This window comes from Variovorax sp. V15 (assembly GCF_041154425.1).
Taxonomy (GTDB): domain Bacteria; phylum Pseudomonadota; class Gammaproteobacteria; order Burkholderiales; family Burkholderiaceae_C; genus Variovorax; species Variovorax guangxiensis.
Genome location: NZ_AP028659.1, coordinates 5,384,560 through 5,399,247, shown reverse-complemented (window position 1 = coordinate 5,399,247; position 14,688 = coordinate 5,384,560). Strand labels below are relative to the sequence as shown.

The following is a 14,688-nucleotide window of genomic DNA, read 5'->3' as shown; positions in this document are numbered from 1 at the left end:
GAAGACCGCATGCAGCGCGGCAATGTTGTCAATTGTCCCTCAACCGGGCGGACCAGAACCCGCTCCGGCCGGTCGAGATTCGGGCCGCCGGGGGACGTGAATCCGGGTTAACACTTACGATTACGGGTCGGCCCCACCCGGTCCGTCTGTTTTCCGGCCCCCGTGCCGCCTATCCGGCGGCTGCGGCCAGGCCTTCCGTCGGCGCGCCATTCTTCCGTTTTCTCACCCGGTCCTGCGGGCTGGCGCGCGGCCAAGACCTTCCTGCCAGCCATGACTTCAGAAGCAACCTTTCCGGACGGCGCGCAGCCGGTGCCGGCGCGCACGCTCGGTTCGAGCGACTACAAGACCCTCGGCCTGTCCGCCCTCGGCGGCACGCTGGAGTTCTACGATTTCGTCATCTACGTGTTCTTCGCCACCGTTCTGGGGGCGCTGTTCTTCCCGGCCGACATGCCCGACTGGCTGCGCCAGCTGCAGACCTTCGGCATTTTCGCGGCCGGTTACCTCGCGCGCCCGGTCGGCGGCATCGTCATCGCGCATTTCGGCGACATCTTCGGCCGCAAGCGCATGTTCACGCTGTCGATCTTCCTGATGGCGGCGCCCACGCTGGTGATCGGCCTGCTGCCGACCTACGCGAGCATCGGCGTCGCGGCGCCCCTGCTGCTGCTGGCGATGCGCGTGCTCCAGGGCGCGGCCATCGGCGGCGAAATGCCCGGCGCCTGGGTGTTCGTGGGCGAGCACGTGCCGGGCAAGCGCTACGGCCTGGGCATCGGTGTGCTGACTTCGGGCATCACCGGCGGCATCCTGCTGGGCTCGCTGATCGCGGTGGCCATCAACCGCCACTACTCGCCCGAGCAGGTGAGCGACTTCGCGTGGCGCATCCCGTTCATCCTGGGCGGCGTGTTCGGGCTGGTATCGGTGTACCTGCGCCGCTTCCTGCACGAGACGCCGGTGTTCAAGGAACTGGCCGGTCGCCGCAGCGCCTCGCGTGAGCTGCCGCTACGCACCGTGCTGCGCGAGCACCGCCTGGCCTGCGTGTACGTCGGGCTGCTGACCTGGGTGCTGTCGGCCGCCATCGTGGTCGTGGTGCTCTACACGCCCACCTATCTGCAGAAGGTGCATCACATTCCGGCCGCCATGGCGCTGGAAGCCAACGCGCTCGCCACGCTGACGCTCACGCTGGGCTGCGTGCTGGCCGGCTGGGCCAGCGACCGCATCGGCACCCGCACCGTGATGCTGATCGGCTGGGGCGGCCTGCTCGTCACGGCCTACCTGTTCTACAGCGGCCTGCCCGGGACGCCGGCGACGCTCTTCTGGCACTACGGCCTGGTGGGCCTGTTCGTGGGCACCATCGCCACGGTGCCGATCGCGGGCGTGCGCGCCTTTCCGGCGCCGGTGCGCTTCACCGGGCTCTCCTTCGCCTACAACATGTCGTATGCGGTCTTCGGCGGGCTCACGCCGGTGATCCTGACGCTCTGGCTGCAGCACGACACGATGGCGCCCGCGCACTACGTGGCGGCGCTGGCCGCGCTGGGCTTCCTGCTGGCGCTGCTGCCCCTGGCCGCGCGCGGCCATGCGATGCGCGACGGTGGCGTGGCGCCCGCGCACGGCGCGACAATGGGGCGATGAGCACAACCCGCCACGAACTGCTTCACGCATTCGACCTGCTGCTGGCCCCCGGGCGCTTCAAGGACTACGGACCGAACGGCCTGCAGGTCGAAGGGCGTACCGTGGTGCGAAAGATCGTCTCGGGCGTGACCGCCAGCCGTGCGCTGATCGAGGCCGCGATTGGCGCCGAGGCCGACGCCATCTTCGTCCACCACGGCCTGTTCTGGCGCGGCCAGGACGGCCGCGTCACCGGCTGGATGAAGCAGCGCCTCGGCCTGCTGCTGGGCCACGACATCAATCTCTTCGCCTATCACCTGCCGCTCGACGCGCACCCCGAACTGGGCAACAACGCCCAGTTGGGCCTGAAGCTGGGTCTCGTGGCGCACGCCGGCCCGGGCGGCCGCTTCGGCGAGCAGGAACTGGGCTTCGTCGGCACGCAGGAAGGCGGCGGGAGCTTCGACAGCGCCAAGGCGCTGGCCACCCACGTCGAGAGCGTGTTGAAAAGACCGGTGACGCTGGTCGAGCCGGCGCAGCGTGCCGTGAGGAACATAGCGTGGTGCACCGGCGGCGCGCAGGGCTACTTCGAAGCCGCCATCGCGGCCGGTGCCGATGCCTTCATCACCGGCGAGATCTCTGAGCCGCAGGCCCACTACGCGCGCGAGATGGGCGTGGCCTTCCTCGCCTGCGGGCATCACGCCACCGAGCGCTACGGCGCGCCCGCGGTGGCCGCGCACGTGGCTGCGCAGCTCGGGCTGAAGCACGAGTTCATCGACATCGACAACCCGGCATGAGCACCCCCATTGCCATCACCTTGGGTGACCCCGCGGGCATCGGGCCGGAAATCATCGTCAAGGCCTTCCGCGACGCGCCCGACGCCACGCATGGCACCTTCGTTGCCGGCGACGTGGGCATGCTGCGCAAGGCATCGCAGGCCCTGGCCGCCGATGGCCGGCCGGGCTGGCCAGTGCTGGAAATCGAATCCGTCGCCGAGGCCGCGACCGTACCGCCGGGCTGCATCCCGGTGCTGCAGGTGATCGCGCCGCCCAATGGCATCGAAACGGGCCGCATCAGCGCCGAGGCCGGCCGTGTGGCGGGCGAGTGCGTGGTGTGGGCCGCGCGGGCCGCGCTGCGCGGGGAGATCGGCGCCCTCGTGACCGCGCCGCTGCACAAGGAGGCGCTGTCGGCCGCCGGCTTTCCGTACCCCGGCCACACCGAGTTGCTGCAGGCGGAGGCGGCCGCGCATCTGGGGCGCACCGTCGCCGACGTGCCGGTGCGCATGATGCTGGCCAACGACGAACTGCGCACAGTGCTCGTCAGCATCCACATGTCGCTGCGCAAGGCCATCGAGGCGGTGCGCTTCGAGGGAGTGCTCGAAACGCTGCGCATCACGCACCGCGCGCTGAGCCACGCGCTGGGCCGCGCGCCGCGCATCGGCGTGGCGGGTCTCAACCCGCATGCGGGCGAGGGTGGGCTGTTCGGTTCGGAAGAGCGGGAAATCATCGCGCCGGCCGTCGAGGCTGCGCGCGCCGAAGGCATCGATGCCAGCGGTCCTCATGCGCCCGACACCGTCTTCATGCGCGCGCGCGCCAAGGCGGGAGTGCCGTCCAGCGGCGAATTCGACGTGGTGATCGCGATGTACCACGACCAGGGCCTGATCCCGGTCAAGTACCTGGGCGTGGAGAAGGGCGTCAACGTGACGCTGGGGCTGCCGCTGGTGCGCACCAGCCCCGATCACGGCACCGCGTTCGACATCGCGGGAACGGGGCTGGCCGATGCCTCGAGCCTTGTCGAGGCGCTGCGCATGGCCCGGGTGCTCGGGGGCGTTTGATCAGGAGCGTTTGAGGCTGTCGCGGATCTCGCGCAGCAGCACCACGTCTTCGGGTGTTTCAGGGGCTGCGGCGGGCGCCGGCTCTTCGCTGCGCTTCAGGCGGTTGATCTGCTTGACCATCATGAAGATGATGAAGGCGAGGATCACGAAGTTGACGGCGATGGTGATGAAGTTGCCGTACGCCAGCACAGGAACGCCTGCCTTCTTCAGGTCGGCCAGCGTGTTCGCCACCCCTGGCGGCACGGTGCCCAGCACCACGTAGAGATTCGAGAAATCGAGCTTGCCGAACACCACGCCCACCAGCGGCATGATGATGTCGGCCACGAGCGAGTCGACGATCTTGCCGAAGGCGGCACCGATGATCACGCCGACCGCGAGGTCGATGACGTTGCCCTTGACGGCAAATTCCTTGAATTCACTGAGGATGCTCATGATTCAAAAGGCTGCTGGAGCTCTGCTGTTGAAGGAGAGCCGAGTATGCCCGCGATTGCTCACTTCTCCAGCGCACGCGGTACCACATCGACATGCGCCGCCGGCAAACCTTCACGACTGCGCGCGGCAATCTGCCTGTAGCCGTCTTCCAGGTGGCGCACGAAGCGCGGCGTGTCGAAGTAGCCGCTGCGCGTGTCCTTGGCCCGCGCGAGCCGCGAGCGCAGCGAGGCCAGCTCCTCGGGGTGCGTGGCGTAGTGGATGGCCTTGCTCACGTATTCCGCGTGGTTCGTGGCCACCAGCTCCGGCAGTCCGATGGCATGCAGCAGGCTGCCCGCCATGCGCGACACCATCGTCGTGCCCGTGAGCGCCAGCAGCGGCACGCCCGACCACAGCACGTCGTTCGCGGTGGCACCGCTGCTGTAGGGAAAGGTGTCGATGAACAGGTCGGCCAGGCCGATGCGCGCCAGGTGCTGGTCGACCGGCATGCGCGGCGACACGATCAGCCGCTGGGCCGGCAGGCCCGCCTTCTCCCATTGCGCGCGCAGGTTCTGCTCGAAGCCGTTCGGGCCCTGCGCCAGCCACAGCACCGAGTTCGGAATGCCCTGCACGATGCGCACCCATGCCTCGAAGGTCTCGGGCTGGATCTTGAACGACTGCGAGAAGTTGCACAGCACGAAGGCGTCGTCGGGCAGGCCGTGTTCGGCGCGCGTGGGCCTGTGCGGGTTGGTCGGGCGCTTGGTGTCGATGACCTGGAAGGTCTCGGGCAGGCGCAGCAGCTTCTCGGAGTAGCAGTCTTCCGTGCCCGGCGGCGAGAGGAAGTTGTCGGACACCAGGTAGTCGTAGTTGGGCGTGCCGCTAGTACCCATGTAGCCCAGCCACATGAGCTGCGCCGGCGCCGCGTGGTAGGCCATCACCTGGGGCTTGGCTCCGCGCGTGTCGCCCGAGAGGTCGACAAGGATGTCGATTTCGTCGTCGCGGATGCGCTCGGCCATCTGCTGGATCGACTGGCCCTGCATGTCGACGAAATGCTCGACCGATGAAGCGATGCGTGCCCGCGCGGGGTGGCCGTCGTCGGGGCCGTAGGAGTACACGAAGACTTCGAACTCCTTGCGGTCGTGCTGGCCGTAGAGCTCGGCCGTCAGGTGCGCGACCGGGTGGTTGCGGAAGTCGAACGAGAAGTAGCCCACGCGGATGCGCGGCGAGGTGCGGCGCGCGCCAGCGTCGGCAAAGGGCCGAATGGCCGCGTTGCGGTCGGCCAGCAGGGCGGAGCGCTGCGTCCAGTTCATGAGGCGGCGCGCGTCGTCGTAGTTCGACATCAGGATGAACGACGAAACCGTCTGGTCGTTGCTCGGGTTGTCGAGCAGCGCCGCGATGCGCTCGCGCAGCTCGGGCACGCCGCTCCAGTCGGCAATGTGCGCCTTCTCGCCCAGCATCCACACCATGGCGGGCATGAAGTCGGGGTCGTCGCGCAGGCACTGCTCGAACTCCGCGATGGCTTCCTTCGACTGGCCGGCCATCACGTAGGTCACGCCCAGGTTGCACCGCGCGAGCACCTGGCGCGGATGCACCTCGAGCGCTCGCTTCAGCACCTCGATGGCGGTGTCGAAGCGGCCCAGGCGGAAGTTCACCGTGCCCAGGTTGTTCAGCAGCAGCTCGTGCTCGGGCAGGCTTTCGAGCGCCAGCCTGTAGAGCTCGGCCGATTCGCCGAAGCGCATCGACACGCCTTCGAGCGCGCCGCACACGCCGTAGAGCGCGGCCACGCCCTCGGGGTCGGACAGCGCCTTGTGGCGCTCCTCGGCCGGCCAGTTGCGCATGGCGCGCTGCATGGGCGCGATGGCTTCCTCGATGCGGCCGCAGGCCTGCAGCGCCCTGGAGAGCATGAAGGCGGCCTCGCAGTCCATCGGGTCGGCGGCGGCCTGCTCGTACGAGCCGAGCGCGGCGGCCCAGTCCTTCTGGTGCGCGCGGATCTTGCCGATGTTCTTGTGCGCGGCGGCGTAGCCGGGGTCCAGCGCCAGAGCCTGGCTGAACTGCGCGATCGCCTCGTCGAAGCGGTCCTGCTCCATGTCGATGGCGCCGGCGTTGTTCCATGCGGCGGGTGCCTGCGGCGCGAGCCGCGTGGCCTCGGCGGCGGCCTCGCGCGCCTGGCGGAACTTCTTCTGCTGGCGGTAGACCGCCGACAGGTTCACGTAGGCCTCGGGATAGTTGGGCTGCGCCTTGATTGCGCGACGCAGATCCTGCTGCGCCTCGGCCGGCAGGCCCATGTGCATGAAGATCGTCGCGCGGGTGTTGAAGTAGAAGTGGTGCGGCGAGCGCGCGATGGCCCGGTTCACGTAGTTCAGCGCCAGCTTCGGGCGGCCTTGCCGGTACAGCGCCTCGCCGCTCAGATGCAGCGCGTCGGCATGATCGGGAAAGAGCGACAGCAGCGCTTCGTAGACCTGCAAGGCCTCGGCGAAGCGGCCCACGCGATGCAGCGCCAGTCCCTGCTCCAGGAGCTGGCCGGCGTTCGCGGCCGGAATGGAGGGAGCGGGAGCGAGAGAAGGTGGGTTCATGAATCCGCGTGATGGACGGGTCGGCACAGGAGAGGGCCGCCGCTTCGGCGCCGGCCTTCGCGCGCAGCAGGGAGCCATGAAAAAGGCCGGTTACCCAGTATAGGGGCCGGCCTTTCGTTTGCATCCGCTGGCAATCCCGCGGCGCACACGCTGGCGCCACGTGAGTGCCGGGCCGGATTACCAGGACCAGGAGGCGCCGATGCCGCCGCCGACCTTGCCGCTGCTGCCGCTGCCGATGTTGACCTTGATCTGCGCGCCTTCGCCGATGCGGAAGCTGGCGGCTGCCGCGATGGCCGAGCGGCCATCGAAGGAGCCCACGCCCACGCCGATGCCGAAGCTCTTGCCCGCTTCGAGCGCCGGCACCGAGGCCGCGGCCAGCGCGATGGCCGCGCCGGTGCTGCTGGTCTTGCGCATGTCCTGCACCTCGTTGCGGACCTGGTTCAACTGCGACATGTTCGCGGCGTCCGTCGGCAGGATGCCGGGGGCCACGTTCTGCACGCGGCCGTTGGCGACCATGCCGTTGCCCGCCGTGATGGTGCCGCCCGCGGTCACGTTGCCGGTGACGTTGACCGTGCCCGCGTTCAGCGTCGTGACGTTGCCGGTCACGGCGTTGATCGTGGTGATGTTGCCGGTCTGCGTGTTCAGCACCGTGATGTTGCCGTTGGCCGCAGTGATCGTCTGGAAGTTGCCGGTGGTGGCATTCACCGAGCTGGCGTTCACCGTCGTGGCGCTGACCGTGCCGGCGGTCAGGGCGTTGACCGTGGCGCTGGCAGCCGACAGGTTGGTGGTACTCACGTTCGTCGCGCTCAGCGTGTTGATCGTGCCGCGGCTCGCCGTCAGGTTGGTCGTGCTGACGTTGGTGGCGCTCAGCGTGTTGATCGTGCCGCTGTTGGCCGTCAGGTTGGTGGTGCTGACGTTGGTGGCGCTCAACGTGTTGATCGTGCCGGCATTGGCTGTCAGGTTGGTCGTGCTGACGTTGGTCGCGCTCAGCGTGTTGATCGTGCCGCTGTTGGCCGTCAGGTTGGTGGTGCTGACGTTGGTGGCGCTCAACGTGTTGATCGTGCCGCTGTTGGCCGTCAGGTTGGTCGTGCTGACGTTGGTGGCGCTCAACGTGTTGATCGTGCCGCTGTTGGCCGTCAGGTTGGTCGTGCTGACGTTGGTTGCGCTCAGCGTGTTGATCGTGCCGTTGTTGGCGGTCAGATCCGTGGTGCTGACGTTGGTCGCGCTCAACGTGTTGATCGTGCCGCTGTTGGCGGTCAGGTTCGTGGTGCTGACGTTGGTCGCGCTCAGCGTGTTGATCGTGCCGTTGTTGGCGGTCAGGTCCGTGGTGCTGACGTTGGTGGCGCTCAGCGTGTTGATCGTGCCGTTGTTGGCGGTCAGGTCCGTGGTGCTGACGTTGGTGGCGCTCAGCGTGTTGATCGTGCCGTTGTTGGCGGTCAGATCCGTGGTGCTGACGTTGGTGGCGCTCAACGTGTTGATCGTGCCGTTGTTGGCGGTCAGGTCCGTGGTGCTGACGTTGGTTGCGCTCAGCGTGTTGATCGTGCCGCTGTTGGCGGTCAGGTCCGTCGCGCTGACGCTGGTGGCACTCAGCGTGTTGATGGTGCCGTTCGACGCCGTCAGGTTGGTGGTGCTGACGTTCGCCGAGCTCAGCGTGTTGATCGTGCCGTTGCTGGCCGTCAGGTTCGTCGTGCTCACGTTGGCTGAACTCAACGTGTTGATGGTGCCGTTCGATGCGGTCAGATTGGTGGTGCTGACGTTCGTCGAGCTCACCGTGTTGATCGTGCCGTTCGACGCCGTCACGTTGGTGGTGCTGACGTTGGTGGAGGTCAGCGTGGCGATGCTGCCGGTGTTCGACGTCAGGTTGGTGGCGTCGATGTTGGTCGAGGTGATGCCGGTCGCCAGCACATTCGTCGAGGTGACGCCGGTCGCCAGGATGTTGGTCGAGGTCAGCGACTGGATCGTGCCGTTGCTCGAGGACACACTTCCGGTGGTCACGCTGCCCGCGCTCACGGTGTTGGCGGTGATGCTGGTGGAGCTCAGCGTGCTGATCGTGCCGTTGGTGGCCGAGACGTTCGTGGCGCTGACGCTGCCTGCAGACACGGTGCCGGTGCTGATGCTCGAGGAGGTCAGGTTGGTAACCGTGCCGTTGGTGGCAGAAAGGTTCGTCGCCGTGACGTTGGCCGAGGACACGGTGCCGGAGGTGATGCTGCCTGCAGATACGGTACCCGCGGTGATCGTGCCGGTGCTGATGCTGGAGGAGGTCAGGTTGGTGACCGTGCCGTTGGTGGCAGAAAGGTTCGTCGCCGTGACGTTGGCCGAGGACACGGTGCCGGAGGTGATGCTGCCTGCAGATACGGTACCCGCGGTGATCGTGCCGGTGCTGATGCTGGAGGAGGTCAGGTTGGTGACCGTGCCGTTGGTGGCAGAAAGGTTCGTCGACGTGACATTGGTCGACGACACAGTGCCGGAGGTGATGCTGCCTGCAGACACAGTGCCCGCTGTGAGCGTAGCCGTGCTGATGCTCGTGGAGGTCAGGCTGGTGGCCGTGGCCGAGGTCGCGCTCAGGCTGGTGGTGGTGACGCGCGTTGCGGTGATGCTGCCTGCCGCAACCGTGCCAGAGGTGATGCTGCCCGAACTCAGGGTATTGATCGTGCCGTTGGTCGAGGTGATGGTGCCTGCGGTGAGGTCCGTTGCCGTCAGGTTGGGCGTGGAGATGCCATCGTCGGAAGTCAGTACCCCGTTGTTGGGGCCCCCGGTCACGTTGACATTGTTGCCACCGACGCGAACCTGGGCATGTACCACCGGCAAAGTCAGTACATAACCAGCGCTCAAAAGCACTGAAGCGAGAAGCTTGCTGACGGCCGGACGGCGAACAATGAAAGAGCGGACACTGGAGCGCTGGGATGTAGTCATTTGGACTTTCTTCCTTGAAGAAATCAGTTGCCATTTCTGGTCTTTCACACGCCCTCGTCGCGTGAAAGCAGGGTTGGGTTTCATCGAGTTACCCAATGCAACCGATGCTAGGAATCGAGGTCTTCGCTGAACATCACCGGTATCCGTAGTTATGGATGTATGCATGTCGACGGCGCGCCATCGACGCATGCATACATAGCCTGCAAAGCCAATGCACATGCGGGTTTGCGGCCATCGCATGAATCGCGTATTGACGTTTGGAGATGTGGTCTCGCACGCGTTTCGCGTGTCGCGGTGCTACGTAACAGGCGCGGTAACCCGCACGTAACAACGGCCTGAAAACGGCCTTCGCAAGGCCTTCGCGCGAGCTCGTTCTTCAGCTCGTTTCGGGCAATTTCTTCAATGAAATCAAAGTACTACACGCGTCCTTGCGTGATGTGCGCCGACGCTCGTCCGAGTGGGCATCGTTCCTGCGGTATCTGAAACGAAAGACAACATTTCGAAGCTGCCCACGGGTGGCGAAAGAGCCAGAGGACGTCGCGTGATCAATTTTTTCTTGGACATCGTCAACGGCATCAGCGCATGCAGCACGGACCAGGTCCGCTGCGGCAAGGCAGGAGAAGACGCAGCAGGAGCGCGGACATGGAAATGAACATCCACTACACCTCCTCGGCCGCATCGACGCCGGTACCCACGGCAGCGCAGTTGTATGGCGGCGTCTTCCATGCCGCACTGGTCGTCGCGGACGACGCTGCCTGCGCCGACCGCATGCGGCGCATCCTCTGCGAGCTCGCGCCGCATCGCCGCGTGGTGGTCGCATCGGGCCGGGCCGAGGCGTTCAATCTGCTGGCGGCATTGCCCTATGACCTGGTGCTGGTCGACATGCGGCTGCCGGGAAGCGACGGTGCCGCCGTTCTTCATCATGTGCGCCAGACCTATCCGCGCGTCGAGAGCATCGGCATGTCGGCGTCCGACGACCAGCAGCAGGTGAATGCCGCGATCGCGGCCGGCGCCATCGGGTATCTGCTTACCGAAGCCGACGACGCGGAACTCGCCTATCTGCTGCGCTCCATCGAACGCGGAGGCTCGCCGATGGATTCGCGCATCGCGCGGCGCATCCTCGGTTCTATCGCCGCGTCCGCGAAGGCGCGCACGATCGAGGCCATCCGCGTGCAGGGCCAGCCGCCGCAACAGCAGCAGAAGCACAAACAGCAGCCGCAGGGAGAAGCTCCCGATTCCAGGCTGCCGCAGGGCCTGCTGTCGCCGCGCGAACTCAAGGTGCTGCGCCTGATCGCGCAGGGCTGGAGCAACCGGCAGATCGCCGAAGCGGTGTACCTGTCGGTCAATACCATCGAGTTCCACGCGAAGAGCATCTATCGCAAGCTCTCGGTCAAGTCGCGGACCCAGGCGGTCCACGAGGCGATGCAGCACGGACTGCTGAACTGAAGTCCCCGCGGCGACAGTCTTCGTCGCCCTGTGCAGCCCCTGGCGGGCGCCCGCGGACGCGGCGCGCCCCGCCCGCGGCCGCCGGCCATGCGCATGGCGGCCATTGAATATCCTTACAGCGCCCCGCTACAATCGCGGGTTGACTCCTGCTCCAGCGAAGAAGACAAGAGGATCCCCATGAGTGACATGACCTCCGGCTCGCACCGGATCGACACCAGCAAGCGCACGTGGTTGATTGCATCCAGCTGCGCTGGCGTGGCGGGCGGCGTGGCCACCGCCATCCCCTTTGTTAGCACTTTCCAGCCTTCCGAGAAGGCCAAGGCTGCGGGTGCTGCGGTCGAGGTCGATATCTCGGGCCTCAAGGTCGGCGAGAAGATCACCGTCGAATGGCGGGGCAAGCCGGTCTGGATCCTCAAGCGCTCCCCCGAGCAGGTCGCGGAACTCCCCAAGCTCGACGGCCAGCTGGCCGATCCCCTCTCCAAGCGTCACCCCGACGAATTCACCCCCAAGTACGCACAGAACGAGCACCGCTCCATCAAGCCCGACGTGCTCGTCGTGGTCGGCATCTGCACCCACCTGGGCTGCTCGCCGACCGACCGCTTCCAGGCCGGTCCGCAGCCTTCGCTGCCGAACGACTGGGAAGGCGGCTTCCTCTGCCCCTGCCACGGTTCCACTTTCGACCTGGCCGGCCGGGTCTTCAAGAACAAGCCTGCGCCCGACAACCTGCCGGTGCCGCCGCACATGTACCTGTCGGACACCAAGCTCCTGATCGGTGAAGACTCCAAGAAGGCCTGAGGCGGAAGAAGAACATGGCTGAATTCCACGAGATTTCCCCCAACGCACCCGCCGGCGCCAAGCTGCTGAACTGGGTCGACAACCGTTTCCCGCTGAGCAAGCTGTGGAACGACCAGTGGGGCAAGTACTACGCGCCGAAGAACTTCAACTTCTGGTACATCTTCGGCTCGCTGGCGATGCTGGTCCTGGTGATCCAGATCGTCACCGGCATCTTCCTCGTCATGCACTACAAGCCCGACGCGAACCAGGCGTTCGCATCGGTCGAGTACATCATGCGCGACGTGCCGTGGGGCTGGCTGATCCGCTACATCCACTCGACGGGCGCCTCGGCGTTCTTCATCGTGGTGTACCTGCACATGTTCCGCGGCCTCATGTACGGCAGCTACCGCAAGCCGCGCGAGCTGATCTGGGTGTTCGGCTGCGCGATCTTCCTGTGCCTGATGGCCGAGGCCTTCATGGGCTACCTGCTGCCCTGGGGCCAGATGTCCTACTGGGGCGCCCAGGTGATCGTGAACCTGTTCGCCGCCATTCCCTTCGTCGGCCCCGACCTGGCCCTGCTGATCCGCGGCGACTACGTAGTGAGCGACGCCACGCTGAACCGCTTCTTCAGCTTCCACGTGATCGCCGTGCCGCTGGTGCTGCTCGGCCTGGTGGTGGCCCACCTGATCGCGCTGCACGAAGTGGGCTCGAACAACCCCGACGGCATCGAGATCAAGGCCAACCGCGGCCCCGACGGCCATCCGCTGGACGGTATTCCGTCGCATCCGTACTACACCGTGCACGACATCTTCGGCGTGGTGGTGTTCCTCACGATCTTCTCGGCGGTGATCTTCTTCGCCCCCGAGGCGGGCGGCTACTTCCTCGAATACAACAACTTCATTCCTGCCGACTCGCTGAAGACGCCGAACCACATCGCCCCGGTGTGGTACTTCACGCCGTTCTATTCGATGCTGCGCGCGACCACCGACGACATGGTCAACGTGTTCTCGCTGATCATCGCCGCGGCCGCCATCTGGAACTTCGTCAAGGGCAAGTCGGGCATGGGCCTGAAGATCGCGGGCATCGTCGTCGCGGCCGTGGTGATCTTCCTGCTCAAGACCTTCGACGCCAAGTTCTGGGGCGTGGTCGTCATGGGCGGCTCGGTCATCATCCTGTTCTTCCTGCCGTGGCTCGACCACAGCGAAGTCAAGTCGATCCGCTACCGTCCGGGCTGGCACAAGTATGTGTACGGCCTCTTCGTTTTCTTCTTCCTGATCCTGGGCTACCTGGGCATCCAGCCTCCCGGCGTCTGGGGCGAGCTGGCCATCGGTTCGTTCAAGCTGGACATCGCGCAGACCATCTCGCAGATCGGCACGCTCGTGTACTTCGGCTTCTTCCTGCTGATGCCGTGGTGGAGCCGCAAGGGCGAATTCAAGACCGTGCCCGAGCGCGTGGTCTTCGCCGCCCATTGATGAGAACCAGAAGCCAAGAGAGCTGAGAGAAACACGATGAAGAAAAGCATTTCCGGCTGGCTCGCGGTCCTGGGTCTCGCGCTGGGCCTGACCTTCTCCGCGGCGGCATCGGCCGAGTCCGGGGGGCTCGCGTGGGACAAGGCCCCCAACAAGACGAACGACGTGAGCGCGCTGCAGAACGGCGCCAAGCTCTTCGTCAACTACTGCCTGAACTGCCACTCGGCCGCCTTCATGCGCTACAACCGCCTGCAGGACATCGGCATCACCGAGCAGCAGATCAAGGACAACCTTCTGTTCACGACCGACAAGGTCGGCGAGACCATGAAGGCCAACATCGACGCGCGCCAGGCCAAGGACTGGTTCGGCACCACGCCGCCCGACCTGACGCTGGTCGCGCGCTCGCGCGCCGGCCACGGCGGCACTGGCGCCGACTATCTCTATACCTACCTGCGCACCTACTACCGCGACGAAACCAAGGCCACCGGCTGGAACAACCTCCTGTTCCCGAGCGTCGCCATGCCGAACCCCCTGTGGGAACTGCAGGGCGAGCGCCGCCCGGTCTACACCAAGGTCGAACAGCACGGCCACGAAACCGAAGTGTTCAAGGGCTGGGAGCAAGTCACTCCCGGCACCATGACGCCCGTGCAATTCGACAATGCGGTCGGCGACCTGGTGAGTTACCTGCAATGGATGGCCGAACCGGCTCAGAACACCCGCGTGCGCATCGGCGTGTGGGTGCTGCTGTTCCTGGCCATGTCGGTGGTATTCGTGTGGCGGCTGAACGCCTCGTACTGGAAAGACGTCAAGTAGTTCCGTGCACGCCGACCGGATACCTTCGGGCATCCGGTCCCACAGAGTGGGTTGCCAACGCGACCCACTCTTTTTGATTTTTAGGAGTCTCTCGCCATGATGGTCTTGTATTCAGGAACGACCTGCCCCTTTTCCCACCGCTGCCGCTTCGTGTTGTTCGAAAAGGGCATGGACTTCGAGATCCGCGACGTCGATCTCTACAACAAGCCCGAAGACATCAGCGTGATGAACCCGTACGGCCAGGTGCCGATCCTGGTCGAGCGCGATCTGATCCTGTACGAGTCGAACATCATCAACGAGTACATCGACGAGCGCTTCCCGCACCCCCAGCTGATGCCCGGCGACCCGGTCGACCGCGCCCGCGTGCGCCTGTTCCTGCTCAACTTCGAGAAGGAACTGTTCGTGCACGTCTCCACCCTCGAGAACCGCACCACCAAGGGCAACGAGAAGGCGCTCGAAAAGGCCCGCTCGCACATCCGCGACCGCCTCACGCAGCTGGCGCCCGTGTTCCTCAAGAACAAGTACATGCTGGGCGACAACTTCTCGATGCTCGACGTGGCCATCGCTCCGCTGCTGTGGCGCCTCGACTACTACGGCATCGACCTCAGCAAGAACGCCGCGCCGCTGCTGAAGTACGCCGAACGCATCTTCTCGCGCCCGGCCTACATCGAAGCACTGACCCCGTCCGAAAAGGTCATGCGAAAGTAATTAAGATCGCCCCCAGGCTTCGCGCACTTCGTGTCGCTTCGCCAACCCCCTTCCGGGGGCAACGCCTGCGGCCCGGCAGAGCCGGTTCCGCGGTGTTCCGCGAAGAGACGGTGGCCTGTCCGAGGCCGCGATTTCGCGATTGCACGGTACC

Annotated in this window: 11 protein-coding genes; 8 read left to right on the top strand and 3 right to left on the bottom strand. The window is 65.8% G+C overall.

Translation table 11 applies throughout. The features are described from left to right. Positions 1-270 precede the first annotated feature (270 nt). Genes ACAM57_RS25765 through pdxA form a run of 3 tightly spaced genes read left to right on the top strand, consistent with a single transcriptional unit; the run spans position 271 to position 3,433 of the window. Positions 271-1,626: an MFS transporter gene (locus tag ACAM57_RS25765; RefSeq protein WP_184635122.1), complete on the top strand. Its 1,356-nt coding sequence runs from the start codon at positions 271-273 to the stop codon at positions 1,624-1,626. Beyond that, positions 1,623-2,396 (top strand): Nif3-like dinuclear metal center hexameric protein, encoded by a 774-nt coding sequence (locus ACAM57_RS25760; protein WP_369659433.1) that lies wholly within the window; start codon positions 1,623-1,625, stop codon positions 2,394-2,396. Before ACAM57_RS25765 ends, ACAM57_RS25760 begins: the two co-directional genes overlap by 4 nt. Next, positions 2,393-3,433 (top strand): 4-hydroxythreonine-4-phosphate dehydrogenase PdxA, encoded by a 1,041-nt coding sequence (pdxA, locus tag ACAM57_RS25755; protein WP_369659432.1) that lies wholly within the window; start codon positions 2,393-2,395, stop codon positions 3,431-3,433. The genes ACAM57_RS25760 and pdxA overlap by 4 nt, the downstream gene beginning before the upstream one ends. Here the strand turns inward: pdxA and mscL are convergent, their stop codons facing one another. From mscL to ACAM57_RS25740, 3 genes are all read right to left on the bottom strand, one after another. Further along, complete coding sequence (gene mscL, locus ACAM57_RS25750) at positions 3,434-3,865, bottom strand: large conductance mechanosensitive channel protein MscL (protein WP_126023023.1); 432 nt, start codon at positions 3,863-3,865, stop codon at positions 3,434-3,436. A gap of 59 nt (positions 3,866-3,924) precedes the next feature. Continuing rightward, positions 3,925-6,414, bottom strand: a complete 2,490-nt coding sequence (locus tag ACAM57_RS25745) for a tetratricopeptide repeat protein (protein ID WP_369659431.1) — start codon at positions 6,412-6,414, stop codon at positions 3,925-3,927. A gap of 177 nt (positions 6,415-6,591) precedes the next feature. Next, complete coding sequence (locus ACAM57_RS25740) at positions 6,592-9,174, bottom strand: beta strand repeat-containing protein (protein ID WP_369659430.1); 2,583 nt, start codon at positions 9,172-9,174, stop codon at positions 6,592-6,594. A gap of 795 nt (positions 9,175-9,969) precedes the next feature. Between ACAM57_RS25740 and ACAM57_RS25735 the strand changes: the two genes are divergently transcribed. The 5 genes from ACAM57_RS25735 (at position 9,970) to ACAM57_RS25715 (ending at position 14,537) form a co-directional block, all read left to right on the top strand. Further along, positions 9,970-10,773, top strand: a complete 804-nt coding sequence (locus tag ACAM57_RS25735) for a LuxR C-terminal-related transcriptional regulator (protein ID WP_369659429.1) — start codon at positions 9,970-9,972, stop codon at positions 10,771-10,773. Positions 10,774-10,950: 177 nt separating this feature from the next. Further along, positions 10,951-11,568: a ubiquinol-cytochrome c reductase iron-sulfur subunit gene (petA, locus tag ACAM57_RS25730; RefSeq protein WP_126023027.1), complete on the top strand. Its 618-nt coding sequence runs from the start codon at positions 10,951-10,953 to the stop codon at positions 11,566-11,568. A gap of 14 nt (positions 11,569-11,582) precedes the next feature. Beyond that, positions 11,583-13,019 carry a cytochrome bc complex cytochrome b subunit gene (locus tag ACAM57_RS25725; RefSeq protein ID WP_126023028.1) on the top strand — a complete coding sequence of 479 codons (1,437 nt, stop codon included), beginning with the start codon at positions 11,583-11,585 and terminating at the stop codon, positions 13,017-13,019. A 36-nt stretch (positions 13,020-13,055) separates the two neighbouring features. Next, positions 13,056-13,829, top strand: a complete 774-nt coding sequence (locus ACAM57_RS25720) for a cytochrome c1 (RefSeq protein WP_184635135.1) — start codon at positions 13,056-13,058, stop codon at positions 13,827-13,829. A 96-nt stretch (positions 13,830-13,925) separates the two neighbouring features. Further along, a complete protein-coding gene (locus ACAM57_RS25715; RefSeq protein ID WP_007835362.1) occupies positions 13,926-14,537 on the top strand; it encodes a glutathione S-transferase N-terminal domain-containing protein in 612 nt (203 codons plus the stop codon). Positions 14,538-14,688: the final 151 nt, after the last annotated feature.

Coding starts and splice junctions, on each gene's coding strand:
- ACAM57_RS25765 (WP_184635122.1), top strand. CDS start 271: ATGACTTCAGAAGCAACCTTTCCGGACGGCGCGCAGCCGGTGCCGGCG.
- ACAM57_RS25760 (WP_369659433.1), top strand. CDS start 1,623: ATGAGCACAACCCGCCACGAACTGCTTCACGCATTCGACCTGCTGCTG.
- pdxA (WP_369659432.1), top strand. CDS start 2,393: ATGAGCACCCCCATTGCCATCACCTTGGGTGACCCCGCGGGCATCGGG.
- mscL (WP_126023023.1), bottom strand. CDS start 3,865: ATGAGCATCCTCAGTGAATTCAAGGAATTTGCCGTCAAGGGCAACGTC.
- ACAM57_RS25745 (WP_369659431.1), bottom strand. CDS start 6,414: ATGAACCCACCTTCTCTCGCTCCCGCTCCCTCCATTCCGGCCGCGAAC.
- ACAM57_RS25735 (WP_369659429.1), top strand. CDS start 9,970: ATGGAAATGAACATCCACTACACCTCCTCGGCCGCATCGACGCCGGTA.
- petA (WP_126023027.1), top strand. CDS start 10,951: ATGAGTGACATGACCTCCGGCTCGCACCGGATCGACACCAGCAAGCGC.
- ACAM57_RS25725 (WP_126023028.1), top strand. CDS start 11,583: ATGGCTGAATTCCACGAGATTTCCCCCAACGCACCCGCCGGCGCCAAG.
- ACAM57_RS25720 (WP_184635135.1), top strand. CDS start 13,056: ATGAAGAAAAGCATTTCCGGCTGGCTCGCGGTCCTGGGTCTCGCGCTG.
- ACAM57_RS25715 (WP_007835362.1), top strand. CDS start 13,926: ATGATGGTCTTGTATTCAGGAACGACCTGCCCCTTTTCCCACCGCTGC.